This is a genomic window from Kitasatospora sp. NPDC056531, assembly GCF_042794375.1.
Classification (GTDB): Bacteria; Actinomycetota; Actinomycetes; order Streptomycetales; family Streptomycetaceae; genus Kitasatospora.
Map to the genome: position 1 here is coordinate 63,141 of NZ_JBHTTU010000027.1, position 23,316 is coordinate 86,456.

The 23,316-nt window shown below is 70.9% G+C and carries 31 protein-coding genes and 1 tRNA gene; 20 read left to right on the plus strand and 12 right to left on the minus strand.

The window, feature by feature from the left end; all coding sequences use genetic code 11:
- Window positions 1-130 precede the first annotated feature (130 nt).
- From tpg to ACFQ87_RS22630, 3 genes are all read left to right on the plus strand, one after another.
- On the plus strand, window positions 131-712 hold the full coding sequence (gene tpg / locus ACFQ87_RS22620; RefSeq protein ID WP_380612604.1) for a telomere-protecting terminal protein Tpg: 582 nt from the start codon (window positions 131-133) through the stop codon (window positions 710-712).
- Between the two features lie 213 nt (window positions 713-925).
- The gene (locus ACFQ87_RS22625) at window positions 926-1,258 is read left to right on the plus strand and encodes a metalloregulator ArsR/SmtB family transcription factor (RefSeq protein ID WP_380612605.1); all 333 of its coding nucleotides are present in this window, start codon (window positions 926-928) and stop codon (window positions 1,256-1,258) included.
- Complete coding sequence (locus ACFQ87_RS22630; protein ID WP_380612606.1) at window positions 1,255-2,001, plus strand: DUF2071 domain-containing protein; 747 nt, start codon at window positions 1,255-1,257, stop codon at window positions 1,999-2,001. The genes ACFQ87_RS22625 and ACFQ87_RS22630 overlap by 4 nt, the downstream gene beginning before the upstream one ends.
- 163 nt (window positions 2,002-2,164) lie before the next feature.
- On the opposite strand, the gene ACFQ87_RS22635 is transcribed toward ACFQ87_RS22630, so the two are convergent.
- The 5 genes from ACFQ87_RS22635 to ACFQ87_RS22655 all read right to left on the minus strand — a co-directional run bounded on the left by ACFQ87_RS22635 (window position 2,165) and on the right by ACFQ87_RS22655 (window position 5,295).
- Window positions 2,165-2,989: a hypothetical protein gene (locus tag ACFQ87_RS22635; protein ID WP_380612607.1), complete on the minus strand. Its 825-nt coding sequence runs from the start codon at window positions 2,987-2,989 to the stop codon at window positions 2,165-2,167.
- Window positions 2,990-3,044: 55 nt separating this feature from the next.
- Window positions 3,045-3,374: a hypothetical protein gene (locus tag ACFQ87_RS22640; protein ID WP_380612608.1), complete on the minus strand. Its 330-nt coding sequence runs from the start codon at window positions 3,372-3,374 to the stop codon at window positions 3,045-3,047.
- Between the two features lie 72 nt (window positions 3,375-3,446).
- The gene (locus tag ACFQ87_RS22645; RefSeq protein ID WP_380612609.1) at window positions 3,447-3,899 is read right to left on the minus strand and encodes a hypothetical protein; all 453 of its coding nucleotides are present in this window, start codon (window positions 3,897-3,899) and stop codon (window positions 3,447-3,449) included.
- 60 nt (window positions 3,900-3,959) lie between these two features.
- Window positions 3,960-4,481: a winged helix-turn-helix transcriptional regulator gene (locus ACFQ87_RS22650; protein ID WP_380612610.1), complete on the minus strand. Its 522-nt coding sequence runs from the start codon at window positions 4,479-4,481 to the stop codon at window positions 3,960-3,962.
- Window positions 4,417-5,295, minus strand: coding sequence for a helix-turn-helix transcriptional regulator (locus ACFQ87_RS22655; protein WP_380612611.1), 879 nt, complete (start codon window positions 5,293-5,295; stop codon window positions 4,417-4,419). The genes ACFQ87_RS22650 and ACFQ87_RS22655 overlap by 65 nt, the downstream gene beginning before the upstream one ends.
- A 105-nt stretch (window positions 5,296-5,400) precedes the next feature.
- On the opposite strand from ACFQ87_RS22655, the gene ACFQ87_RS22660 reads away from it, so the two are divergent.
- From ACFQ87_RS22660 to ACFQ87_RS22705, 10 genes are all read left to right on the plus strand, one after another.
- Complete coding sequence (locus ACFQ87_RS22660) at window positions 5,401-6,099, plus strand: SDR family NAD(P)-dependent oxidoreductase (RefSeq protein WP_046426084.1); 699 nt, start codon at window positions 5,401-5,403, stop codon at window positions 6,097-6,099.
- A gap of 284 nt (window positions 6,100-6,383) precedes the next feature.
- Entirely contained in the window at window positions 6,384-6,920 is a 537-nt protein-coding gene (locus ACFQ87_RS22665; RefSeq protein ID WP_380612612.1) for a helicase associated domain-containing protein, read from the plus strand.
- A gap of 385 nt (window positions 6,921-7,305) precedes the next feature.
- A complete protein-coding gene (locus ACFQ87_RS22670) occupies window positions 7,306-7,719 on the plus strand; it encodes a squalene/phytoene synthase family protein (protein WP_380612613.1) in 414 nt (137 codons plus the stop codon).
- A 375-nt stretch (window positions 7,720-8,094) separates the two neighbouring features.
- Window positions 8,095-8,433: a hypothetical protein gene (locus ACFQ87_RS22675; protein WP_380612614.1), complete on the plus strand. Its 339-nt coding sequence runs from the start codon at window positions 8,095-8,097 to the stop codon at window positions 8,431-8,433.
- Window positions 8,434-8,836: 403 nt separating this feature from the next.
- Window positions 8,837-9,397 carry an RNA polymerase sigma factor gene (locus tag ACFQ87_RS22680; RefSeq protein WP_380612615.1) on the plus strand — a complete coding sequence of 187 codons (561 nt, stop codon included), beginning with the start codon at window positions 8,837-8,839 and terminating at the stop codon, window positions 9,395-9,397.
- Entirely contained in the window at window positions 9,394-10,221 is an 828-nt protein-coding gene (locus ACFQ87_RS22685) for a zf-HC2 domain-containing protein (RefSeq protein WP_380612616.1), read from the plus strand. Before ACFQ87_RS22680 ends, ACFQ87_RS22685 begins: the two co-directional genes overlap by 4 nt.
- 32 nt (window positions 10,222-10,253) lie before the next feature.
- Window positions 10,254-11,063 (plus strand): ABC transporter ATP-binding protein, encoded by an 810-nt coding sequence (locus tag ACFQ87_RS22690; RefSeq protein ID WP_380612617.1) that lies wholly within the window; start codon window positions 10,254-10,256, stop codon window positions 11,061-11,063.
- Window positions 11,060-12,451, plus strand: coding sequence for a hypothetical protein (locus ACFQ87_RS22695; RefSeq protein WP_380612618.1), 1,392 nt, complete (start codon window positions 11,060-11,062; stop codon window positions 12,449-12,451). The genes ACFQ87_RS22690 and ACFQ87_RS22695 overlap by 4 nt, the downstream gene beginning before the upstream one ends.
- Window positions 12,448-13,020 (plus strand): hypothetical protein, encoded by a 573-nt coding sequence (locus tag ACFQ87_RS22700; protein ID WP_380612619.1) that lies wholly within the window; start codon window positions 12,448-12,450, stop codon window positions 13,018-13,020. Before ACFQ87_RS22695 ends, ACFQ87_RS22700 begins: the two co-directional genes overlap by 4 nt.
- Before the next feature lie 71 nt (window positions 13,021-13,091).
- Window positions 13,092-13,421: a hypothetical protein gene (locus tag ACFQ87_RS22705; RefSeq protein WP_380612620.1), complete on the plus strand. Its 330-nt coding sequence runs from the start codon at window positions 13,092-13,094 to the stop codon at window positions 13,419-13,421.
- Window positions 13,422-13,573: 152 nt separating this feature from the next.
- Here ACFQ87_RS22705 and ACFQ87_RS22710 read toward each other — a convergent pair whose 3' ends face one another.
- The 5 genes from ACFQ87_RS22710 to ACFQ87_RS22730 all read right to left on the minus strand — a co-directional run bounded on the left by ACFQ87_RS22710 (window position 13,574) and on the right by ACFQ87_RS22730 (window position 16,164).
- On the minus strand, window positions 13,574-13,984 hold the full coding sequence (locus tag ACFQ87_RS22710; RefSeq protein WP_380612621.1) for a hypothetical protein: 411 nt from the start codon (window positions 13,982-13,984) through the stop codon (window positions 13,574-13,576).
- Between the two features lie 87 nt (window positions 13,985-14,071).
- Complete coding sequence (locus ACFQ87_RS22715) at window positions 14,072-14,395, minus strand: transposase family protein (protein WP_380612622.1); 324 nt, start codon at window positions 14,393-14,395, stop codon at window positions 14,072-14,074.
- Between the two features lie 142 nt (window positions 14,396-14,537).
- A complete protein-coding gene (locus tag ACFQ87_RS22720; RefSeq protein WP_380612646.1) occupies window positions 14,538-14,873 on the minus strand; it encodes a hypothetical protein in 336 nt (111 codons plus the stop codon).
- Between the two features lie 494 nt (window positions 14,874-15,367).
- Window positions 15,368-15,475 carry a hypothetical protein gene (locus ACFQ87_RS22725; protein WP_380612623.1) on the minus strand — a complete coding sequence of 36 codons (108 nt, stop codon included), beginning with the start codon at window positions 15,473-15,475 and terminating at the stop codon, window positions 15,368-15,370.
- Window positions 15,436-16,164 (minus strand): transposase, encoded by a 729-nt coding sequence (locus ACFQ87_RS22730; protein WP_380612624.1) that lies wholly within the window; start codon window positions 16,162-16,164, stop codon window positions 15,436-15,438. Before ACFQ87_RS22730 ends, ACFQ87_RS22725 begins: the two co-directional genes overlap by 40 nt.
- A gap of 358 nt (window positions 16,165-16,522) precedes the next feature.
- Here ACFQ87_RS22730 and ACFQ87_RS22735 point away from each other — a divergent pair, with 358 nt between their 5' ends.
- The 6 genes from ACFQ87_RS22735 (at window position 16,523) to ACFQ87_RS22760 (ending at window position 20,995) form a co-directional block, all read left to right on the plus strand.
- A complete protein-coding gene (locus tag ACFQ87_RS22735; protein ID WP_380612625.1) occupies window positions 16,523-17,869 on the plus strand; it encodes an alkaline phosphatase family protein in 1,347 nt (448 codons plus the stop codon).
- Between the two features lie 996 nt (window positions 17,870-18,865).
- Window positions 18,866-19,075, plus strand: coding sequence for a hypothetical protein (locus ACFQ87_RS22740; protein WP_380612626.1), 210 nt, complete (start codon window positions 18,866-18,868; stop codon window positions 19,073-19,075).
- Window positions 19,076-19,095: 20 nt separating this feature from the next.
- The gene (locus tag ACFQ87_RS22745) at window positions 19,096-19,317 is read left to right on the plus strand and encodes a hypothetical protein (protein ID WP_380612627.1); all 222 of its coding nucleotides are present in this window, start codon (window positions 19,096-19,098) and stop codon (window positions 19,315-19,317) included.
- Window positions 19,318-19,423: 106 nt separating this feature from the next.
- Window positions 19,424-20,023 carry a hypothetical protein gene (locus ACFQ87_RS22750; protein WP_380612628.1) on the plus strand — a complete coding sequence of 200 codons (600 nt, stop codon included), beginning with the start codon at window positions 19,424-19,426 and terminating at the stop codon, window positions 20,021-20,023.
- Window positions 20,024-20,374: 351 nt separating this feature from the next.
- Window positions 20,375-20,731: a penicillin acylase family protein gene (locus ACFQ87_RS22755; RefSeq protein ID WP_380612629.1), complete on the plus strand. Its 357-nt coding sequence runs from the start codon at window positions 20,375-20,377 to the stop codon at window positions 20,729-20,731.
- Window positions 20,732-20,918: 187 nt separating this feature from the next.
- Window positions 20,919-20,995, plus strand: a tRNA-Met gene (locus tag ACFQ87_RS22760).
- Between the two features lie 66 nt (window positions 20,996-21,061).
- On the opposite strand, the gene ACFQ87_RS22765 is transcribed toward ACFQ87_RS22760, so the two are convergent.
- Both ACFQ87_RS22765 and ACFQ87_RS22770 read right to left on the minus strand, forming a co-directional pair.
- Window positions 21,062-21,256 (minus strand): hypothetical protein, encoded by a 195-nt coding sequence (locus tag ACFQ87_RS22765; RefSeq protein WP_380612630.1) that lies wholly within the window; start codon window positions 21,254-21,256, stop codon window positions 21,062-21,064.
- Between the two features lie 368 nt (window positions 21,257-21,624).
- A complete protein-coding gene (locus ACFQ87_RS22770) occupies window positions 21,625-22,149 on the minus strand; it encodes a MepB family protein (RefSeq protein WP_380612631.1) in 525 nt (174 codons plus the stop codon).
- Window positions 22,150-22,221: 72 nt separating this feature from the next.
- On the opposite strand from ACFQ87_RS22770, the gene ACFQ87_RS22775 reads away from it, so the two are divergent.
- Window positions 22,222-22,956: a replication-relaxation family protein gene (locus ACFQ87_RS22775; protein WP_380612632.1), complete on the plus strand. Its 735-nt coding sequence runs from the start codon at window positions 22,222-22,224 to the stop codon at window positions 22,954-22,956.
- Window positions 22,957-23,316 lie beyond the last annotated feature (360 nt).

The following is a 23,316-nucleotide window of genomic DNA, read 5'->3' on the forward strand; positions in this document are numbered from 1 at the left end:
GCCGACCTCGCCCGGCGGAGCCGTCGCCGACGAGTAGTCACCTGCGCGGCCCGTCGGCACCGACGGGCGGGCCGCCATCACGACCACCAGCAGTGGCCGCCGCCTGGGCGGCCGGGAAGGGAGGAACGGCGTGAGTCGGGAGATCGACGAGGGCCTGGAGCGCGCCGAGCAGACCCGCCCGATCCCGGTGCACCTCAACACCCGGGTGAAGTTCCTGTGGGAGAAGGTCGCCAAGCAGGACACCAAACGCCTCGCCCGGCTGGCCGGCGTTTCGCAGCGCACCGCGCAGCGCTGGTCCCACGCCCTCAAGGAGCTGGCCGAAGGCCGGCTGGCGGGCGACATCCCGATGACCAAAGCCAACGCGGGAAAGGTCGAGCAGGCGGTGCGCACCGCCTGGCAGCCGCGGGTGAAGCAGCGGGTGCGCCGGGACGCCGAGAAGAACGGGTTCATGCTGCACATCAGCGGCACCTTCGGGTTCAGCGCCTCCGGCGGCACGACCGACGACCCCTGCCCCCGGGTGATCTCGCAGAAGATGCCCGGAAGTGTCGCCCAGGCCCTGCACGCGGCCCGCGACACCCGAGCCACCCAGGCCCAGCAGGAAGCGATCCTCGCCGAGGCCCTCGGCGAGCGCTACTTCAAGGACGGAGGCCGCCGCGCCCGCGGCCTCGACGTCGAGCTCAACGACGTCGCGCGGATGGACGTCGAGATCTGATCCAGTCCTGGCCCCGGTGCAGGCGCGGCGCGTGCGGTCGGCGTCGGCAGATCCGGCGCCTCCACCCCCCTGGAGGTCCTGTTGTGACTGAGCGTTTCAGCCGGCGAGTGAGCGGTCCAGCTGGCCGACTGAGTCGAAGCGGTCGGCCGCAACTGCCGACGGAGGTCGCGGAACCTCTTGTTAGATATTTAGCCAAGGTGCTAAATATCGAGCATGACAGAAGCTCAGGACGAGGCGGGAGCCTTCCGTGCTCTCGCCGATCCGACGAGGCGCCAGATCCTCGAGGATCTCAGAGGCGGTGAGCTCGCGGCCGGCGAGATCGCAGCCAGGTTCGCGATCAGCGCGCCCTCCATCTCACGGCATCTCGGCGTGCTCAAGGGAGCCGGACTGGTCACCGAGCGACGGGAAGGCAACCGGATCCTCTACGCGCTGGCCGAGGATCGCCTGGCCACCTGCATCGGCCGGTTCCTCAGCGCCGTCTGCCCCGAGCAGATCGTGCTTCGCCACACCAAATGGCGCCCCGGGGCGCAGAGCGAGGGGTCATGAGGCAGCCGCGACTGGCCAGCGTCGTTGAACGACGGCTACTGGTGAACTACCGAGTCGCCCCGGATGTCGCGGCACGCCTGCTCCCCGGGCCACTTCGCCCGCAACTGGTGCACGGCTACGCGGTCGCGGGCATCTGCCTGCTGCGCCTGGGAAGTGTCCGGCCCGCCTGGGCACCCAAGGCGTTCGGACTGCGGAGCGAGAACGCGGCACATCGGATCGCCGTCGAATGGGACGGACCGGGCGGCGTCGAGACCGGCGTCTACATCCCACGGCGCGACACCTCCTCGCGGCTCAACGCCTGGGCCGGAGGCCGCATCTTCCCCGGTGAACACGGCCGCGCCGACTTCGAGGTGCACGAGACGCCCGGTCAGATGCGCGTCGCACTGGCGACACGGGATGGCGAGACCCGAGTGGATGTCACGGTCGAGCCGGCCGACGAGCTGCGCGGCAGCGAGCTCTTCGCCGATCTTGCCGAGGCTTCCCGTTTCTTCCGGGGCGGGGCAAAGGGCTTCTCGGCCACCAGCTCCGGCCGTCACCTGGACGGTATGGAACTGCGGACCAACGGCTGGCACGTGGAAGCCGGCCGGGTTCGCTCTGCCGCGTCGTCCTTCTTCGACGACCCGGACCGCTTCCCGTCAAGGAGTGCGACCGTGGACTGCGCTCTGGTCATGCGCGACGTTCCCGCCAGTTGGCGGCCACTCCCGGCCATGCCTTCCGAGCGAGGTGCTCAACTCGCCAACTGAAGCGCTCAGTCACACCTGTGGGTTCTCTGTACCTGGTCGACGGCGAGTCCACGTGTCCGACTGTCAGTCCCCGGCGTTCCCAGGCCGGTCTGCGCTCGGCGCTTTCGACAGCCGTGTGCCGGCCGGGCCGACTTCCCGCGCGGGCGTGCGGTGGTCGTTCGGATCATGCGGTGGTTCCGGGCTCGTCGCCTTCGCGGGAGCGGCGGAGTGCTTCGGCTGCGGCCTTGCGACCGGCGGCCGTGAAGATCATCTCGTTGGAATCCACCTCGTGCCACTTCGCGTCGTGCAGGCGGACACGGAACGCCCGGACGGGCAGTCGGCCGTCATCCGTGGAGTAGAGCTCCTCCCGCAGGCCGCGCTCGAAGGCCTCGGCGAGATACAGCGGAAGGCGGTCCTCGGGAACCTCCAGGACGAACTCGAAGTGCTGCTCCCCGTTGGCGGGCAAGGGCGTGAAGTCCGCGGTGGCAATGGCGTAGTGGCCGCACATCGTGAAATTGACCAGGCGAACGTGCACGTCCCGGATGACGGACGCCTCGCCCGTGGCCTCCTCCTGCGGCTGCTGCGCGCCGGGCCGCAGGGTGACGAGCCGACGCGGACCGACGCCGTCATGGAAGGACTCGGAGAACTCGTGGGCCGCCTGCTGCCCGGCTGCCGCGAAGCCGGCCGCCGTCGACTGCCCCTCACGCCACCGCGCGTGGCGCAGCCGCACCCGCACCGCGTACGGCAGGACCTGGCGGAAGGACCAGGCCCGGAGTTGGGCGAGCAGCCCCTCGCCGAAGGCGGCGCCGAACTCGGCGGGCAGTACGGAGGAGGGCACCTCGTTGACGAACTCGAACGGAAGGTTCGGGTCCCCGCCACCGGTCGGGAGGGGTTCGAAGTCGGCCGAGGCGACGGCGAAGGGACGCACTCCGCCCCGGCTGGACAGGTACGCCTGGACGTCCCTGATCGGCCGGTCGAGTTGCTGAGGATAGTCACGGACTCCTGCCATGATCCGATCGTAGGTGCCACCGCGGTGCGGGCCTCGCCGGGGGCACCGACGAGGGTCAGTCCTCGCCGGTGGCCACGATCACCACGGCGTGACCGTTGCCGGTACCGACGATGGCCGCGTCGAACGTGGCCTCGGTGACCGCCCGGTACAGGACCTCGCCGCGAGACCCGCCGGCCATGTCGGCCAGGCGCTGGTCGTGGCGCAGCACGGCCAAGACGATCACCGTGATCCTCCCGGGCGGCAGGATCCGCCACCTGGACCGAATCGCCTTCAGGTGGCGTCGCAGTAGATCGGCGAGGTACTTGACGGTGCTCGTGGACAGCGGCAGACGGCACTGGTAATCAAGCGGGCAGGTGTCCTCGGCGCGTTCTTTGGATCTCGTCACACAGTTCCAACGGCCGCCGGGGGCACCCCGGTTACGCCCGCACCCCGCTACTCCGGGCGCTGGCGTCCCTGGTCACAGGCAGGTGGTAAACCGGCCGTCGGGTAGTTTCCGCAGCCAGCCGCGATCGACGAGTCTGACCAGTCTCCCGCGCAGCGGTTCCAGCTCGGCCCGCACACTGACGTCGATTCCCAGCGCGTCACCGACCTGCCGGGCCATGACCGGTCCGGCGGCCTGCCGCACGGCGGCGAGAATGCCCTGGTAGTCCGGCGGGGGTGTGCTCTCCTCCACGCCTGACGTGCGGTGCGGGATCAGCATCACCGCTCGTCCGCCCACCTGCCCGGGCGCCGGCGTGACCGATGCCCGTTCGTTGGCGAGCTGTTCGCTCACCCGTTCAAGGACGCGTTCGGCGACGGCGAGTTCGTTCCGCTCGGCCCGTACCTCCGCCAACTGCTTGGCCAGCTGTTCTTCGAGTTCGTCCAGTTCCGCGCGCCGCGCGGTGATCCGTTCCAGCAGCTCAGGATCCATGCACCGGATCGCAGAAGGCCGTCCAGCTGCAGCGAGCAAGAACCGGGGAGCTGACGAGGTTCAGGCCGTGTTCAACGGGTCTGGCGTTTGGTCAAGGGAGTCCCGTCGCGCTGTGCCTCGCTCCCACATGCTGCGCGCCACTGGTTCCAGCGCCCGGCCCTGGCTGGTCAGAATGTAGCGGACGCGCGGAGGCCGGCCCGGGGTGCGGTGACGCTCGATGACGCCCGCACTGGTCAACTGGGTCGGCCTGTCCGAGAGAGCGGGCAGGGCGGCGGACAGTTCGGAGTATGTGGTCTGACCGCGGCGTAGGAACCCGCGGACTACCAGCGGCGTCCACCGACCACCCAGCGCGGCGAGGGTGATGTCAACGGGGCACCGCGGTTCGTGGCCAGGCGGAACGAGGGCGCTGTCCGGGCAGTCCGCCAGCGGGCCGTCCTGATCACCCGTCGGTGCGTGTCCAACGGTTTGGTGCGTCACGAAAACCGTGAGCCGTCGGTCGGCCGATGGGCGGGGCGGATCAGTTGCGCGTGCCGGCCGGTGGGCCGACGACGGTGGTGAGCTGGAGTTTGGTCTCGTCCTCACTGCCCGGCGCGGCGGTCATGATGACAATCTTGAGCTCCGTGTCGCCGTCGGTCAGGACATCGCAGTCCACCGTGACCGGGCCCACCGACGGGTGATCGACCCTCTTGTGGACCTCGCGGTTCGCGGTCACCTCTCCCGTCGCCCACAGCTCGGCGAACCTCTCGTTGCCTGCGTTCAGGTCGCGGACCAGCGCGGCCAGGCGGCTGTCCCGGGGGAAGCGGCCGGTGGCGCGGCGCAGATCGGAGACGAGGGCGGCGTCGGCGGTGTCGGGGTCCGTCTCGGTGACCGGCCACAGCGCGAGGGGGGTGTGATCGACGTCCACCGGGAACCTGTCGCGGGCGAAGTTGCGCATCCGCGGCGGCGAGGCCAAGGGGTCTCCCAGCAGGGCTGCCCAACCGTGGTTCCACCACACCAGTTGCCAGTCCGCCGCGAACACGGCCACCGGTACGTCTCCGAGGCGGACGAGCACCCGTTGCATACCGGGCGGGAGATGGTCGCAGATCGTGCCGTCCGCCGGCGGCACGATCCGGGCCAGCCGGTAGAGGTGGTCCCGCTCGGCGGTGGACAGTTGGAGAGCGCGCGCCAGGGACGCCACCACCGACGCCGAGGGTGTCGTGGCCCGCCCCTGCTCCAGGCGCACGACGTAGTCGACCGACACTCCGGCCAGGTCGGCCAGTTCCTCGCGCCGCAGCCCGACAGCCCGGCGCTTGCGGACGACCGGCAGCCCAGCGGCTGACGGGGGCAGCCGGTTCCGCCACGTGCGGATCATCGCGCCCAGTCCAGCTCCGGGGGGTGTCGTCGTCATGCTCTCCATCCTCCCGCGTCCCCGATCACATGCGGGGGCGCGAGGGTGGTACTGGTCTTCCCACCGTCGAAGCGTCCCTGGTCCGGCTCCCTCGTCAAGGCAACTATCGAAGGCATGACGATCACTTTCATCACCGGAGCCAACAAGGGCATCGGCCGCGAGACCGCCCGCCGCCTCATCGCGTGCGGTCACACCGTTCTCCTGGGAGCCCGCGACCGTGAGCGGGGTGAGGAGGCAGCCGCCGCGCTGGGCGCACGCTTCGTCCCCGTCGACGTGACCGACGACGCGTCCGTGGCCGCCGCCGCCGCGGACGTCGCCGAGCACGAGGGCAGGATCGACGTCCTGATCAACAACGCGGGGGTCCAGGGTCCCTTCGGTGATCCCGGCGACCTCACCGCCGCCGACGCCCGCGCCGTCCTCGACGTCAACGTCATCGGCGTGGTCCGCACCACCACCGCGTTCCTGCCGCTGCTGCGCCGTTCGGACGACCCCGTGATCATCAACGTCAGCAGCGGCATGGGCTCCCTCGCCTTCACCCACGACCCCGGCCGGTCCGAGTCGCACGTCGTTGTGCCGCTGTACGCCTCCTCGAAGGCGGCGCTGACGATGTTGACCACGCAGTACGCCAAAGGGCTCAAGGGCATTCGCGTCAACGCCGCCGACCCCGGCTACACCGCGACCGACATAAACGGTCACAGCGGCTCCCAGACCGTCACCGAGGGCACGGACGCGATCGTCGCCCTCGCCACCGAGGGGCCCGGTGCCGGCACCGGACGCTTCATCGACCGCCATGGCGAGATCGCCTGGTCCTGAGACCGGCGGTGCCGGGTCACCGGCCCTGAAGAACAGAACGGGCAGAACATCGGGACCGGTCCCGGACAGGAGAGCCGCTGCCGCTACTGGCGTCGGCGGAACCTATCGAACGTGACTGGCATGACATGCGCGAACTGGCGCAGGCCGGGTGACAACGGACTGATCTGGCATCACAGAGGGCCGGTGGACTGCACCACCGGCCCTTTCGCATGGCGGAGGATTTCAAGTCCAGTGAGACGGCCGTGACGTTATGAGGTTTGTGGTGCGGGTTCCCTGCGCTTGGCATGATCTGGTCGAAGAACGCCAACGCCTGGGAGCGCGGGGCCGCCTACGCGCGGGCGTTCCACCGCCGGCACGGCCACCTCGCGATCCCGGCCGCCGTCAAGCTGGACGACTACACGGTGGGGGCGTGGATGAGCCGCCGGCGCAAAGCCGACAACCTCAACCCCGACCAGATGGCCAAGCTCGACGCCTGGACGAGCTGTGGCGCCTGGAGCCGGACTGGAACCGCTCCTGCCGCCGTCTGCTCGTCTACCTCGCCGCCGGCGGCACCCTCGATGGCCCGGCGAACCGTACCGGCGGCGAGGCGGACCCGGCCTTCCGGCCCGGCACGTGGCTGCGAAAGCAGGACAAGGCCCACACCGAGGGGAGGCCGACCGACCGGCAGACCGCGCTCCTGGATGCTCTCCACCGGCACGCCGAGACCGCCGTCGGCTGACCTGCCCCGGCGCCCGCCATCTGCACCCCCGCCCGTCCGGGCTCACCCGGGCCGGGACGGCCGCCCGTACCCGGTCCCGACTCCCGGAGGCACCGCGCGATGACCGACACCACCCGCCCCGATCCGGACCCCGCCGCCGCGCCCGGGTGGCTGGAGCCGGCTCTGTGCGGCAGCCGTCCCGCGCCCGCCGACCGGGACCTGGGCCGCCCGGTCCTCGACTCCCCGCTGGTGCGCGGCTCGATGTGGCTGCGGTGGTCCGGCCACGACGGCATCCGCACGAGAGCCGGGTGGCCGTGCCGGGCAGGACGGCACCGGATCGACCGCCGACGAGACGTTGCGGTGGCCGCGTCGTTGAGCCGGTCATGCCTCGGACACCGCAACCCTCCCACCCGGACAACCCAGCGCCGCTCACGACGGCCGACACGCCGGGCGGCCGGCCTGCCGCGAACCGCCCGGCAGCCGCGCCCGCGGGCCGCACGGACACCGCCTTGAGGGCGGCCTACCGCCTGTGCCGCCGCCGGACCAGGGAGGAGGATCCCGAAGCGTACGCACTCGTCCCGCTGATGCCCGCGGCGCTGTGCCCGGCCTTGTGGGCGCTGTGGGCGACGGTGCCCGCCGTCGACGACCTGGCCGACGACAGGACCGTCGCAGCAGTCGAGCGGGCAAGACGAGTGGAGGAGTGGATCGCCGCCCTGGAGGCCGATATGGCGGCCGGGACGAGCACCGACCCCATTCGCCACGCCCTGGTGGACACCGCCGCGCGGTGGCATCTGGACCTGTCCGACCTGAAGGCCGAACTGCTGGTGAACCCCGTGATGACGTCCACGGCCGGCACTTCGCGGACTGGACAGAGTGGCGAGCCTGGAGCCGCGACTGACGCGGTCGAGCCGACCGGCGCGTGACCGGGAGATTCACAAGGGTGCTGGCGACACGTCAACTGAAGGGCCGAGCGCACGAAATGTCCTGAGCGCCACCGCCTCGTGCCCGCACCGGTGCCCTGCCTGATCGGACGGAGCGGGCCGTGCCACTGGACGTTGGACGCGATGGCTGCCGCCGGACGTGAATCACCCGAACGAGAGCCGGCCGGGGCCGGTCGGGTGAGTGCTCGCCTCAGCGGGCCTACCGGTCCGCCGGGAGGACCCGGTGGGAGCGGACCGCATGGTGCGGCGCCGGATCGAGCCGGGACACCGACGGCTGCTGGCGACGGTTCTCGGCACGGTGAGGTGGTCGCCTCAGCCACGCGGGGCGCCTGTACCGGTTTGAGGGGGTGACGGCCCGTGCTCACCATCCGCGCCCCTTCACAGGGCGTCGGCCTCGCCCGCGGCTGGACGGAGCGCGACGTCGACGGCCTGGACGGCTGGGTGGTCCTGGTCGACGGCCGGGTCGTCCTCGGCGCCCGCCCCGGTCTCGCCGGGGCGGAGCCCGTCGTGCACGCCGAGGCGTGGCAGGCCGGCGCGACGCTGCACGCCGCCCTCGCCCAGCACCCCAACCGCCCCCACCACGCCCAGGACGAGGAGGACGACCAGGAGCACCCGCTGCTCGGCGACGTCCGCAGCCGGGACCGCGCGGCCCCCCAAGGCCTGCTGCCCTTGCGCTGCGCGCGACCCAGCCGGTGACCTCCGGCTGGGCCGCGTTGCTCTGCCGCCAGCGCCGGCAGTCCACAGCCGGCCTCGGCCAGGGGGCGCCATGACGACGACGAAGAAGAAGGCCGCAGCGCCCTGCCAGGCCCACGCAGCCGGTAGCTGGGGCAACTGCTGTGACTGAGCGCTTCGGTTGGCGAGTGAGTGCTTCAGTTGGCGGGCTGGACCTTCGGCATCGATTGCGACTGCGAGTCAGTCGGCGTACTCGGTCAGGGCTGCACGGAGGAGGGTGAAGCACCCCGAGGCGCCAGGGTTCACCACAAGCCGGATCGAAACCGGCGACCGGGTTTCACGGGGATCGAAATCCTCCGCGCGTGACACTGTGTCGCAGGTCACGTCAGGCGCAGAACCTGTGCGCAGCATCTGTCGTCTGGCTGGTGTGAGATCACGCAGGAGAGCACTGGACGAGCTGGACGAGGAGCGCCTCGTCCGGCTGGTGGCCAGAGGTGACCGCGGGGCGTTCGACGAGTTGTACCGGCGCACGTCGCCGTGGCTGGCGGTGCGGTTGCGCCGCCGCTGCGCGGACGAGCAGATCGTCGCCGAGGTCATGCAGGAGACCTATCTGGCGGTGTGGCGCGCGGCCGGGGCGTTCGCCGGGAGCGCGGTCGGCGGGACGGCCGTCGGGTGGCTGTGGACGATTGCGGCGCGCCGCCTCGTCGACGCGTTCCGGCGCCGCGCCCACCATGCCGAACCGCCGGTGGCCGCCGCCGAGCGGGCGGTGGTGCCCGCGGCGGAGGACGAGGCACTGGCCGCGACCGTCGGCGGGGACGTCGGCGACGCCTTGCGGCGACTGGCGCCGGAACTTCGAGAGGTACTGCAGGCCACGGTGCTGGACGGGTTCTCCGTGCGGGAGACCGCCGTCCTGCTCAGACTGCCCGAAGGCACGGTCAAGACCCGCGCCCGCCGGGCCCGGATCGCGATGCGGGAGGCGCTGACATGAGCGGGGAACACGCGTCGAGGCGGTTGCTCGACGACTACGCACGTGGTGACGCGACGATGGCCGCGGACACGGTATGGGCGTTGGAGGCCCATCTGGAGACGTGCGCGCCGTGCCGGGGTCGCCTGGCGGCCTGTGTCGCCACCGAGGCGCCCGACATCACCGCGCTCCTCGACACCGTCCGGGCCGGTCTGGAACCGCAGTTGGACGCGGCCGTCCGGGCGCCCTCGCGGCGACACCGCCCGGGGTGGGTGGCGGCCTGGCTGACGCCGGCCATGGCGTCGTGGCTGGCCATGACCGTCGTCGTCACCCTGATGGCGCTGCTGCTGGACTCGCTCGCGCCGCCGACGTTCTTCGGCGACACCTCTCCCGTGTTGGCGATCGCGCCCGTGCTGCCGCTGTGCGGTGTCGCCGCGTCGTGGTCGCGCGCACTGGACCCGGCGCACGAACTGACGGCCTCGACCGCCCGGGCCGGCCTGCCCCTGCTCCTCAGGCGCACCACGGCGGTTCTCGTGGTGGTCCTGCCCGGGCTCCTGGTGGGGGGATGGCTGACCGGAACGATGACGGCTGCGCAGTGGCTGCTGCCCTCCCTGGCCTTCACCTCCACCACCCTGGCGCTGGGCAGCGTGGTCGGCGTGACCCGCGCCGCCACCGGGCTGCTGGTCACGTGGGGCGCCGTCGTCGTGGCACCCGCGTGGGTCACCGGCCACGTCCCCCTTGCCCTGCGGCTCGTCCTGCAGCCGGACCAACTGCCCGTGTGGGGGCTTCTCCTCGCGCTCGGCATCGGCGCCGTCATCGCCCGCAGAAACGCGTACTCAACGCTGTGAAACCATCATCGACCCTCGAAAGGCACCACCGCATGACGCCCACCACGAGCGCGGCCGACACCGCGCCGAAAACCTACGCCTGGGAGATCCGGGCCAGTGGCCTGAGAGTACGCGTCGGACGCAAGAAGATGGCCGTCGACGGACTCGACCTCTCCCTGGGCATCGGCACCCACGGCCTCCTGGGGCCCAACGGAGCGGGAAAGACCACCCTGATCCGGACGCTGGCCACCGTGCTGCGCCCCACCGATGGCGAACTGGAGATACTCGGCACCCGCGTGGGCGCGATGGTCGACCACCGGGCCCTGCGCCGCCAAATCGGCTACCTGCCGCAGGATTTCGGCTACTACAAGCGCTTCACGGTGCGCGAGTTCGTCGAGTACATGGCCTGGTTGAAGGAGGTTCCGAAGGCGGAAGTCCCCGGGGCCGTCCAGCGGGCCGTGGAGCGGGTGGGCCTGGCGGACCGTGCCGACCATCGGATGAAGACCCTGTCCGGCGGCATGGTGCGGCGGGCCGGCATCGCCCAGGCCATCGTCAACGACCCCGCGGTGCTGCTGCTGGACGAGCCGACAGTCGGCCTGGACCCGGCGCAGCGACTGCGCTTCCGCGAGCTGCTCCAGGAACTGGGCCGCGACACCTGTGTGGTCGTCTCCACCCACCTGGTCGAGGACGTCGCGGCCGCCTGCTCCGACGTGGTGCTCTTCGCCGACGGCGGCCTCGTCTTCCAGGGCACGCCGGACGCCCTGGCCGCGGCGGGCGGCCCCGACTACCCGGGCGACAGCCCCCTGGAGCGTGGCTACTCGGCGCTGCTGCGCAACTCCGGTCAGCAGGGAGGGACCTGGTGAACGGACGTGTCCTGCGCATCGAGCTGAAGCGCTCCGTCGCCCCGTGGCCCGGCGTCGTCGTCCTGGCGGGCAGCCTGGCGGTCTTCTGTCTGATCGACGGGATCTGGTGGAAGGGCACCGCGGGGTGGACGGCCCAGTGGACCTCCATGGCCCTGTGGACCCGGTACCTGCTGGTCTTCTGGTGGCCGCTCGTGGTGGGCATGGGGGCGGTGTACGGGTTGCGCGACTCCCGCTCGCGGATGGCCGAACTGCTGACGACCACGCCGCTGCCGGCCTGGCGCCGTGCGGCGCTGCCAGCCGGTGCGATGGCGCTGGCGTTGGCGTCGGGCTTCGGCCTCCTCGTCCTGGTGGGCGGAGTCCGGGTGGCCCTCGGCGCCACCACCTTCACGCCCCTCGGCTGGCTGCCGATCTCGTTGGTGGCGGCGCTGTCCCTCGTCGCGGGGGCCGTGTTCGGCATGGGCGTCGCGCGGGCCGTGCCCTCCGTGCTCACCCCGCCGACCCTGACGGTGCTCCTCTTGCTGACGGCCCTCCTCCTGCGGCAGAGCAATGAGGAGGCACTGCCGTCGAGCATCGCGCCCAACCGGCTCGCCCAGCTGTCCCCGGCGACCGCGGAGCCGCGGGAGATGCTGCTGACCCTGTCCGGCTCCGTACACCTCGGCCAGACGCTCTGGCTGCTCGGCCTGCTCGCCACCGGATTCGCACTGCTGTCGGCCGCCACCCGCCGAGCCCGGCTGCTCGCGGTGGCCCCCGTCCTGGCCGGCGCGGCCCTGGCCCTGCTGGTCCTCCCGGCCGCTGCGCGCGACACCTATGTCGTCGACAAGGCCGCCGCCACCCTGGTCTGCGACGGATCGGTGTGCGTGACGCAGGCAAGCCGCTCACGCCTGCCCGAGCTCGCGCCGCGCGGCAAGGAGGCGCTGCGCGTGCTGCACGACGCCCTGGGCGACGAGGCGCCGGACTCGGTGCGGGAGGACACCGAGCTGCGCGCGCTCGGCGACCCACGCGAACTTTCCGGCGACGTGGTGCTGATCGACTTCGACGACCCGCTGATCGCCCACGCGGCGGGGGCGGAACTGACCCGCCTCCTGGTCGCCCAGGGCCTGGCACCGAACTGCGCACCGCGCACCACTTGGGAGGGCGGGGGGCAGGTCGACATCCCCGTACAGAGCATCGCCGCGAGCTGGGCCCTAGGCGATCGCCAGTTCGAACCGCTGCAGAGGCCGGACTCCTACGCGTACTCGCAGCGTACTTGGGCGGACGCCGACGTCGTCTGGCAGCGGCTGATGGCGCTGTCACCGGCCGAGCAGCGCTCGCGGATCGCCCAGGCGCATGCCGCCGCGCTCTCCTGCAAGAACGAGCTCGCGGCGCTGAGGGGGGAGACATCCGCATGAGGTGGCTGATCCTGTACGCCCGGTCACGGCAGGTGCCCACCTCGGCCGCGGCGGTCGCGCTCGTCGCGCTGGCGGCGTGGGCCTTCAACCAAGACGGCGCGGGCCCGATGGACCTGGGGATCGCGGTCCTGGTCGTGACCGCGAACGTGGCGGCCGCTTCCGTCGGGCTCGGCGGGCAGGATGCCGCGTTGGATCGGACGGCCGCGATCCGGTGGATGCCCCGGCGGGCGGCGCACGTGCTGCTGGCCGGCGCGGTCGCCGGGGCGGCGCTGCTGGCGGTCCAGGCGGCCGGGCCGAGGCTCGCCCCGGCCGCGCTCGTCGTCCGGGACAGCGCGGGCTTGGTCGGCCTGGCCGCGCTCGGGGCGGTGCTGTGCGGGGCACAGTTCGCATGGACTCTGCCGATCGGCTGGCTCGCGTTCACCCTCCTCGTCCCGGTTCCGCCCGGCATCGCGGGAGAGGTGGGCGGCTGGATGATCATTTCCCCCGCCACGACGGCGTCCGACGCGACCGCGTGGGCCCTGCTGGCGACCGGCACCGTGCTGTACGCCGCAGCAGGACCGAGACGGTAACGGACACGCCCCGCGCTGAGCGCTTCAGTTGGCGAAGCTCGCCAACTGAAGCGCTCAGTCACAACTGCCCGGTGGCGGAGCTGTGCACCGTCCGGACACGGCTCCTGGCGCTGCTGGAGCAGTACGCCGACGGCCCGCTGAGCATGGACTACCGGTTCATCCCGGACGAGACCACCGGGCGGGCGATCCGCCTGCTCGCGGCCCTCCTGGACGTGCGTCCCCGAGCCGTACGCCGCCACGCCCGCGGCTGCCGTTGGCGCAAGCTGCGCCGGGCGGTGGACTACCGGACGGAGGAGGAGTTCTGCCCCGCGCGGCTGGCCGAGCGGGCGGCGAAGCAGGCCCGTGTGGAAGCGGCGGATGCCCGGCGGCGAGCCACGCGTGCGAGCCACGGGGGCGAGTAGCTCACCCTCGGCGGGTGTGACCTGTTGGCTCTGGTGGGCGTGTTTTGGCCTCTCTCGCCGTGTTGTCCGGACCTTTGGTTGGACCTGTTGGGGTGGTGGGTGGGAGGCGGTCGCGAATCTGCGGTTTGTTGTCACTGGGGGATCAGCTGGTGTCACTGGCCCTTGTCGGCGGTGGCGTGTGGTGGCGGGGGAGTCGTGGGTGTCACCGAGGTGCGGATGTGTGGTGACATCAGCAGACGCCGCCCGGTGACATCATGATGCGGATCCCCATGCCAGCCGCCGACAGGCAGCGCCTCGGCCTGGATGTCGGGTGTCCGGTGTTCAATACCGGGGTGGTGGACCGGGCACGCATACGTGACAGCGGTTTCGATGTCGATCGCGTCCCGGCGCTCCTGGCGCGGCTGGAACGCCGGGACGACGCGGATGCGTGGCAGGAGCTGGGTTGGCGGCTCGTCCTCGAGGGCGACCTGGTCTTCCCGGCCGGCTTCGCCGCCCTGCCGCAGTTGGTGCGCTTCGCGCCGCGCAGCGCGCAGGCGCGCGCCTTGGTGGGGGTTGAGGCCCAACCCTGCAGCAGGTTGCGGGCCCGGTGTGGGTCGATGTCAGCATGCTCGTGCTGGTGATGGGCCCGTGACTCTCGTGAAGATCGTCGGTCAGCGGGCCAGTTCGCGGCTCGTCAGGACCAGCAGGGCCCGCACCAGCGCGGTCGCCCATCTCGGGTCGGTGCGGACCTTGCCGAGCACGCGCCAGTTCTTCAGGTGCGCGAAGCCGTGCTCGACCGGCGCGCGGACCGCGGCCGGCGCCTTGTTGGACAGCTTTCGACCCCATGTCAGGGAACGGTTGCGGGCGGCCTTGTAACCGGTGATCACCGCCGGGTCGGCATCGGGGCCGCTGTCGTCGAGGCCGACGAAGCCAAGGTCGGCGATCGCGCCGAGGCCGGCCGTGCGGAGATGGGCGGTGAGTCTTCGTGGCGGCAAGCGGTGATCTCCGAGATGCGTCCGGGGGCCCGGACTGCGGAGACCCACACCAGGCGGCCCTTGTCGTCGGTGAGCCACACCAAACTCAACTGTCGCCGGGGGCCCTCCAGTTACGCCGTGGCGGCGTGTTCCACCGGCACGGCTACAGGCGTGCGGTGAACTTTCCGTCAGGACGTTTGTGCAGCCAGCCGCGGTCCGCGAGCTTGACCAGCTTTGCGCGCAGCGGCTCCAGCTTGCCGCGCACCTCCACCTCCAGGCCCAGCTCCTCGCCCACCGCCCTCACCTGCACCGGACCGCCGGCGGCCCGCACGATCGACAAGATCCGGCGGTAGTCACCGGGCAGAGCGGTCTCGTCCAGGCTGTCGCCGCGGTGCGGTACCAGCAGCACCGCACGCCCCGCCACCTGTGCCTTCATCGGGCCGTCCGCCTCAACCCGATCCTGCTCGGCCAGCCGCAGCGGGATCCGCTCGGCGATCACCAACTCCTCCCGCTCCGCCTGGACTTCCTGGAGCTGCTTGCCCAGCTCCCGGCGAGCGCGTCCAGCTCGCCCCGGCGAGCCTTGATCCGTTCCAGCTCAGACATCCCGTACCCACCCCGCGACCCGGCAACGTATCCGCACGGTGACGGATCGTAGGTGGACCCCCACGGCAGGCGCAGCAGAATCCGAAAACCCCGCCGAACGGTCAGTCAGACGATCTCACCGTGGACACCGGCCGCCGACCAGCGTGGGCACGCTGAAACCCGCGCACACCAGGACCGCGACCCGCAACTTCACGATGCACACCGCTCGCTGCTCCTCGTCCCTGCCGGCGGGAAGCTGATCGAGCAGCGGACCGCGCTTTTGGACGCGCTCCACGGGTGCGCCGCTGATACCGTCGCCGGCTGACCGGACCCGTCGCCCGCTGTTGCTTCGCTCGCCTGCAGTGGCTGCCTCATGGAGGCGTCTGGCTGGCTCGGACAAGGTGTTGGGTGTCAGCCGCTCAAGCTCGGTCGGGCACCTTCGTGGAGCAGCCGCTCGAAGAGTTGGCGTTGGGCGTCGGTCAGGTGGGGGTCCGCGCAGTGCGCGGTGTGGTCATCCACGGTGATCTCGTACTCGAAGCCGTCGGGGACGACGGGCGGCGGCTTGGGGTGGCCGGCGGTGACGGCCTCCATCGCGAGGCCCACTCGGTGCGGACGTTGTCACCCTTGGGGAAGCGGTAGGAGTCGATCCGCGTGCCGTAGCGCTTGACCCACTCGGTGGTCACCAGGGGCGTCAGCCACTGCGGTGCCGCTGCCGCCAGCGTCTCCAGCGCCGCCCGCAGGGTCTCGCCGACGAACTCCATCCGGTTCAACGTCCGTACGGCAGCCAGGACATGGGTGGAGTCGGTGCGCTGTCGACCGCCCGAGCGCAGCAGCCCGCCTTCGGAGCATCGGGCCAGGACCAGGTCCAGGACCTTCTCCTCCATACCGTGTTCGATCAGTCGGGAGCGGAAATCGCCGAGTACCGAGAAGTCGAACCCCGGGTCGTCCAGCTCGAGTCCGAGGAGGAACTTCCAGTCCATTCTGGCGCGGACCTGGTCGGCGGCCTGCCGGTCGGTGAGCCCTTCGGCGTACTGCAGCACAGAGACCAGCGCCAGCGCACCCGGCGAGATCGCCGGGCGACCCCGCTTGGGAAACGCCGCCGCGAAGGACCCGTCCTCGAACAGCGGGCCCAGTGCCTCCCGGATCCGCACCGCCAACGTGCCCTTGGGGAACGAAGCCCGCACCACCCGCGCGGTCAGCTCCGGCACCCCACGGTCATCCCGCGACTCCAGCGACACCCAGCCCCCTTCCACAAACAGGCAAGACGATCATGTCAGCCTGCCAGTCACTCGGGTGGTGCTTTGCGATTTTCCCAACGAAGTCCTTTAGGGCGGGGAGGAAGTCAATCTCCATGGCACCCACCGTTCCCCGACACGGAGTGGCCCGCCCGACCTGCGGGCCGATTCGTCATCACGGCGCACAGGCGGCAGCTTCCACGGCCAGGGGAATGTGCCCGACACCGCCGAGCAGGGTGCAGGGGTCTGCTCCTACGGTGGTAGTAGGGGCCGCCACCGTAAGCGGCGGGGCCTTGATCCTCCAGTCCGCGCGATCTGCGGGAGGTGCCAGATGTCATCGGACACCACACTTCTGAGCCGGATAGACCACCTCGTGGTCCTCATGCTGGAAAACCGCTCCTTCGACAACATGCTCGGGTTCCTCTACACCGACCAGAAAAACCGCCCGTCCGGCCAGTCCTTCGAAGGCCTGACCGGCGCGGAGTCCAACCCGGACGGGAACGGCGGCAGAGTCACCGTCTTCCCGATCGACCACACCAAATCCGGCGCGTATTTCATGCCCGGCTCCGTCCCCGGGGAGGAATATCTCAGAGTCAACAACCAGCTGTTCGGTATGCAACAGGTGCCTGCCCCCGCCCCCGCCGCGACCAACGAAGGCTTCGTCACCGACTTCGCGGAGATGTTCCCGACCAGGAAAGGCAACTCCCCGGATGTCACCGCGAGCGACATCATGGGCTGCTTCCCCCCGGAAGCGCTGCCCGTGCTGTCCGGACTGGCCCGGGGCTACGCGGTGTGCGACCACTGGTACTGCTCGGTGCCGACTCAGACCTTGCCCAACCGGGGCTTCGCCCTCGCGGGGACCAGCCTGGGCCTGGTGAGCGACAAGGCATGCGAGAACCAGGCGAAGCTCGACAAGGTCATGTTCAAAACGGACAGCATCTTCGGCCGACTCGGCGACAAGGGCATTGGCTGGGTGATCTACGGCTACAACCTTCCGCCGTTGACCAAGGCCAACTTCCTCGACACCCAGCAGGCCGGTGATCAGCACTTCGGCCACTTCATCGACTTCAAGAACGCCGCTACCGAGGGCTCCCTGCCCGCGTTCGCCTTCCTGGAACCCGCCTGGAAGCACGACGGAAACAGCCAACACCCCAATGATGACGTCGCATTGGGCGAGCAACTCATCCTCGACGTGTACAACGCGCTGCGCACCGGGCCGGACTGGGCCAAGACCTTGCTGGTGATCACCTATGACGAGCACGGCGGCTGCTACGACCACGTGGCGCCGCCCGCCGGCGCGGCACCGCCCGATCGACAGGCCGGAGAGGAAGGCTTCGACTTCACCCGGTTCGGGGTGCGGGTACCCACAGTGCTGGTTTCCCCGCTCATCGCTCGCGGTACCGTCTTCAATGTCTCCGCTGACAGCGTGCCGCTGGATCACACCTCTGTGCTCAAGACGATCCAGCAGCGGTGGGGTGTGTCTCCGCTCACCGCCCGGGACGAAGCGGCCCCCTCCATCGGAGGGGTCCTGACCCTGGACGAACCTCGCGATGACAATCCGCTGGACGGTGTCATCGTCCCCGTCTCCAAGGGCGAAAACCCCGCCCGGGCCGTGACCTCCCACCTCGAGGAGGTCTACAACAACCTCGTCGCCGAGAACGTCCTCCCGAGCACCTGAGGGCTGTTCACCTCCGTGTCTCGAGGCATTCGTCCAAACGGAATGCATGGTTAAAAGACGACAGTCGGGCGTACCTCAAGAAAGCAACAGGTCGTCCGGACCATCACGCCCGGGGAGATGTGCTCACTCCCGTCCAGGTCCGGCAGCACCCGCCGGAGTACGCCCACGGGTGCCAAACTCAGTGCCATGTTGGCCGTCCGGGGTCCCCTAGGACTGTGTCCCTGATGGGCCCAGCCCAGGGGGCCATCCTGCCGCGGTCTACGCGACCCATTACTGGGAGAGGCTATGAATCCAGCCGTCATCGCCGCCTTGATTACAGTTGCCGCTGGGTTGTTGGTGGCCATGGTGAATGGTGCTCTGAACCCCGACGTCGATCTGCCGCGTACCCCGCAGGAAACTGCGCGAGCTGATCGGCGGCGGCTACTCGGCTGGCGGGCTGGACCTCGCGGTGCGGATCGCGCTGGACGGACCGGCTCAGGGACCGCCGCGAGGCCTTCGCCGACTTCGCCGCCCACACCGGCGAGGACGGCGGGAACGCGGCATCCTCGCCAACTCCCGCCTCCTGTCCGAGGGGGGCGTGTCCAGTGAACGGCTCTGTCCCGTAATCGGTTCTGTCGCACATCCGGTGGTAACGGAGCGTTCCGGCGTTCACCCTCGGTGACAGTCTGATGCAAACCGGCGCTCGGGCCTGGGCGTTCTCCGTTTGGCACATCGGACGCCTGGGGGCGGCGGTCCCACGCCTGGCCGACGTCGGATATTCAGGCCGGCATCCCGCCCGGAGGCCACTCGGGCCGTTGAACTGCAGAGTTCTCACTTTCAGCTCTGCCGCAGACAGTGTGACGCTCCGCTACCACCGGATGTGTGCCAGAGCCGAAGACCGCATAGACCCGACGAATGCGACGCACGCATTTTCCCTCGCCGAGAGCAGTATGGAATCGTCGGGGCGGCTTCGACGACTGGCATCGAGCCGCCGGGTGGACTGCGCAAGGAGGCGTGATGGCGTCGAACGAGTCTTCGGCCCCAGAGATTTCGGTGGAGGTCGAAGCGCGCACCGAGCTGCTGAGGGCGATCAGCGCGGAGACCCGCGCCCTGGACCGGTACAGCGGGCAGCACCACCGTGCTCTGGTGGAGCTGGCCCATGCGTACGCGCTGGTGACCGGCGGCATCGGGGCACGGGCCACCTCCAGCCCGGAGCAGCGGCTGTAGCCGGGCCCGGAGGCGATGCGGTGCCGCACGGCCCGGTACCCGGTTTCGGTGGTCCGGGGAGCGAGCAGCGGCTGCTGACCCGGGCGTTCGCGGGGCCGGCGGGCGGGCTGCTCCTGCTCGACGCGCGCGGACGGATCCTGGCCGCCGACCTGCGGGCCGAGGACCTGCCGGGCCGCCGAGCCACGGCGATGGCGGGAACGGGCGGGATCGTCTCGACACTGCTGACCTCCTTTGGGTTGTGACCTGCCGATTCCGTCCAACCACGGCAGGTTCAAGCCGTAAAGTCAGCGGGTGTCGGGTGCCACCGCACCTGCTGCGGTCGGACCGGAAACCATGAGCGAGGTAGGTATGACCACCACATTCGAGACGTGTGACGGCGTCGAGTCCACCATTGCCCTGCTGGAGCGCGAACTTCCCGCGCTCCAGGAGCAGCAGACGCGTCTGGAGAGCGAGTTGAGTGCTGTCACCGGACGTCTGGAGGCGGTGCGGGCCGCTTTGGACAGTCTGCGCTCGCTCGCGGCGGCGCCCGTGCTCCAGCCGGCGCCGGCCGCCCCGGCCGAGGCTGTCGAGGAGCCGCACCCCGTGCCGGCCGAGCAGCTCGCGGCCAAGGTGCCACGCGCCCGAACCCGTGGCGCGGCCAAGGCGCGTCCGGTCACCGGCAGGAAGCGAGCCGAGGCGGACAAGCCCACCCGGGCGAGGAGGACCGGCAAGGCGAAGCCGGCCCCGCAGGCCGCCGCAGCCCCGCGGGCACCCCGCGCGACGGACGCCATCGCGAACTTCCTGGCCACGGCGGGTGAACCGGTTCGGGCCCGCGACGTCGCCCTGGCCCTGGGACGCGAGGACACCCCGAACGCCCTCAACGCCGTGCGCACCGCACTGGAGCGACTCGTCAAGGCCTCCCGCGCACAGCGGGTCGGCCGTGGCCTGTACGCCGCCACCGAGCACTGAGTCCGACGTAGGAGTTTCCGCAACCGACCTGGCACGAGCTGCTCGCCACGCTGGTGTCGGAGCCGGCCGTGTCGTCAGCGAGGTCCGTCACCTTCAGGCCATGTCGATCGCCGCACAACTGCGCGACTCGGTGAGGCTGCCGGGGGGCGCACTGGTCAACGGCTTCGCGTGCGAAAGCCGCGCAGACGTTCGCGCCGCGCCCTCCTGCGGGCGCTTCGGGGAGGCCTCGGCGAGCGGCGGGGTGACGGGTGCCGGATTGGCCCGGGGGCGTAAGCCCACGGGCTGACGTCGCGCGCGAGGTTTCGCCGCCGGGCCGATGCCGGGAGGATGCCGCCACGGCACGGTGGTCCCATGGTTCACGCCAAGCGACTCACGACACGTCAGCAACACTCGAAGATCAAGCGGTTGGTCTCCGGGGTGGCTGCGATGTGCCTGGCCCCGGTCACCACGGGGCTGCTGCCGGCGGGCGCCTCCGCGGCGGACGCCGACGGTCCGACGGCGGGCGGCGACGGCTACAGCGCGAAGATCCGCCGAACCGAGTACGGCATCCCGCACATCCTGGCGCACGACTACGGCGGCCTCGGGTGCGGCTACGGCTACGGCTACGCCTTCGCCCAGGACAACCTGTGCGAACTCGCCGACCAGGTCGTGACGCTGCGCGGCGAGCGCTCGCCGGGGTGGTGGGTTCCGCCTCCGGGGCGCTGGTGAGCGTGCCCGCCCCGGCCCGGACCGCCCTGGCGAGTCCCGCGTCAGTGCAGGGCAGCGGCTGGTGAATTTCCTTCTTCGGCACTCAGCCGGCGCCGGCCGCGGGTGGGCGGGCCGGGGTGCGGGGTCTGGATCGCCGGGAAAACCGATTTCGTGTTGGCGAGGTTGTCGCTTAGGGTGATCTCACCGACGCGGGGTGGAGCAGCTCGGTAGCTCGCTGGGCTCATAACCCAGAGGTCGCAGGTTCAAATCCTGTCCCCGCTACCACGATGGCCGGGGCGGCGCACAGTGTGCGCCGCCCCGGCCATGTTTGTTGGGCCAGTTGGCGGTTGGTCAGGCTGCCGAGAGCAGTTGCTCGCCGTTGTCGGTGCTCTCCCCGACGGCGCGGTGGGCGTGCACTCCGCGTAGGCAGCGCCAGGTACCCGCCGAGACGCCCGCAGCTGCTGCTACGACCAGCAAGCGCAGGCGGCTGGCCGGCCGCAGGGCGGCGAGGAGTTCGCGTGGGAGTGTGGCGAGGACGAGCAGCACGGTGGTGGCGAGGGAGGCGGCGAACGCCCGCCCGCTCGGGGATGAGCCGGGTACGAGCGGCTCACGCGCCGCGCTCCTTCACCGGGCACAGCCTCGAATTCAGCACCCGGGCCTCCCACCACGGATCATCCGGAGCGGACACCAGAGCAGCTACCAGTTCCCGCTCCCTGCGTGGGCGGCGGGTTTCCGGGGCGGCATGCTGCCTCGCGTGATCGACACTCCCGGTATCGACGCCTCGGGCGGGACCTGGTCGTTCGCGATCGCGCGCGAGCCAGCCGAGTTCCCCGCGGTCGAGGTCGAGGGCGTGCCCGGCTGCTCCCGAACGACCCGTTCGACCAGCAGGCCGACGTTGGGACCGAAGGGGCCACCTATGGGTGGTAGAGGGCGTGGGCGCGTGTCATGTCGGTAGGCCCGTCCTTGCCGATGTGGAAGAAGTAGTTCACCTGCCATGCCTGCGTGCTGCGGGCCTGCCGGTTCGTCGTGGTCACCCACGGAGGGTAGACACGGAACCCTCGTTTCCCGCCGGTGCCGTTGCGGGAGACGATGTCGCGCTCGCACAGCACCTCGCGCGGGAACACGAACTGCCCGAAGCCGTTGTCGTCGCGGCTGCCGATGACGAAGAGATCCACCCCGTCGTCGGCGTCGAAAGGCCGGATCGGCCCCTCTTTGGACCGCTGCCACACGGTGACGAACTGGCCCACCTTCGTCGGGGTGGTTTTGGCCACGCGGAACCGGACCGAGCGGCCATCGACCGTGAACCCGCAAGCCGCGTACTCGGCGCCCTCCGGTTCGGCCACCGGCAGCGAACAGACGACACAGCTCGGGTCGTACACCAATGCCTTCGCCGCCAGCAGGTCACCGTGAAACCCCGCCCACGGCTGATTCGTCACCATCCCGTCATCCTGCCATCGCCACCGCCGATCAGCTCCAGCGGCTGCTGCGCCCCGGGGGCGGCGTCGAACGCCGTGATCCGGCAGGCGTTGCGCGATCTCGCGCTGCACGGCCTGGTCGCCTCCGACGGCAACACGAAGGACCGGCACAAGACGGGGCGGCTCGAGGGCGCGGCCGGGCAGGTGCTTGGGATGGTCCGCTCTGAGATGGGCGGAACAGCCCGGGGCGCCGGCCGTTCCGGTGCGCAGCACGCGATGGCGGTCAACGAGACGATCGCCGCGTTCGTCCTCGGCGGCACTGCGCCCGGGGCCGCGGGCGGTGTGGGCTCCGTGTGCTCCTGGTCGACCGAGACGGAGTTCCTGCTGCCGGGCGGGAAGCGCAAGGTGCGTTCGGACGGTGTGTGGCAGGCGGCGGAGATCGGCGTGCCGGTGTTGACGGTGGAGGTCGACCGCTCGACCATGGCCCCGGGCCGGGTGGCGGCGAAGTTCACCGCCTACCGCGAGCTGTTCCGCGTCAAGGTCCGCGACAACGACCCGGCCCGCTCCGGCGAGGAGAGCGCCGACCGCACGGTGCACTGGTGGCGCCGCGCCTATCCCGGGCGCACCCGCCACCACGGACCGGGCCGAAATCCGCACCGGCGCCGCCGTGCCCGCTCCGGCCGAGCCGACCGATCAGCGGGCGGAGGCCTTCGAGGCGCTGCGCCGTGCCGCGTGCACCGACCCGTACCCACCGCTCCACCGGCGACGCCCTGGACGCACTGCTGCGCTCCCACGCCGAGCGCGAGCGCACACCCCGGGTGCAGACCCTGACCCTGAGCCCGGCCACCGGCCGCACTGTGCCCACCGACCGGGGACTGGGCGCACCAGTCCGCTCCTACGCCCTCGGCGACGGCCTGGTCCACCTCACCTGGCCGACCGCCCCGAACGTCCAGGCCCTCGAACAGCGCGGCCGCCTGACTGGCTGGACCGAGGTCTACGACAACGACGGCTCCTGGATCGCCCTCATCAACAGCCCCCCGTTGCGGATGCCGCCGACAACCTCGCCCTGCTCTCCACCAACCCCAACGACGCCCTCACCCTGCTGCGCCTGGCCCTCGAACGGGACCTCGGCAGCGTCCCGCCCGGCTGGGTGCTTCCCCGCAGCGCTGGGTGATCCCAGTCACGGACAAA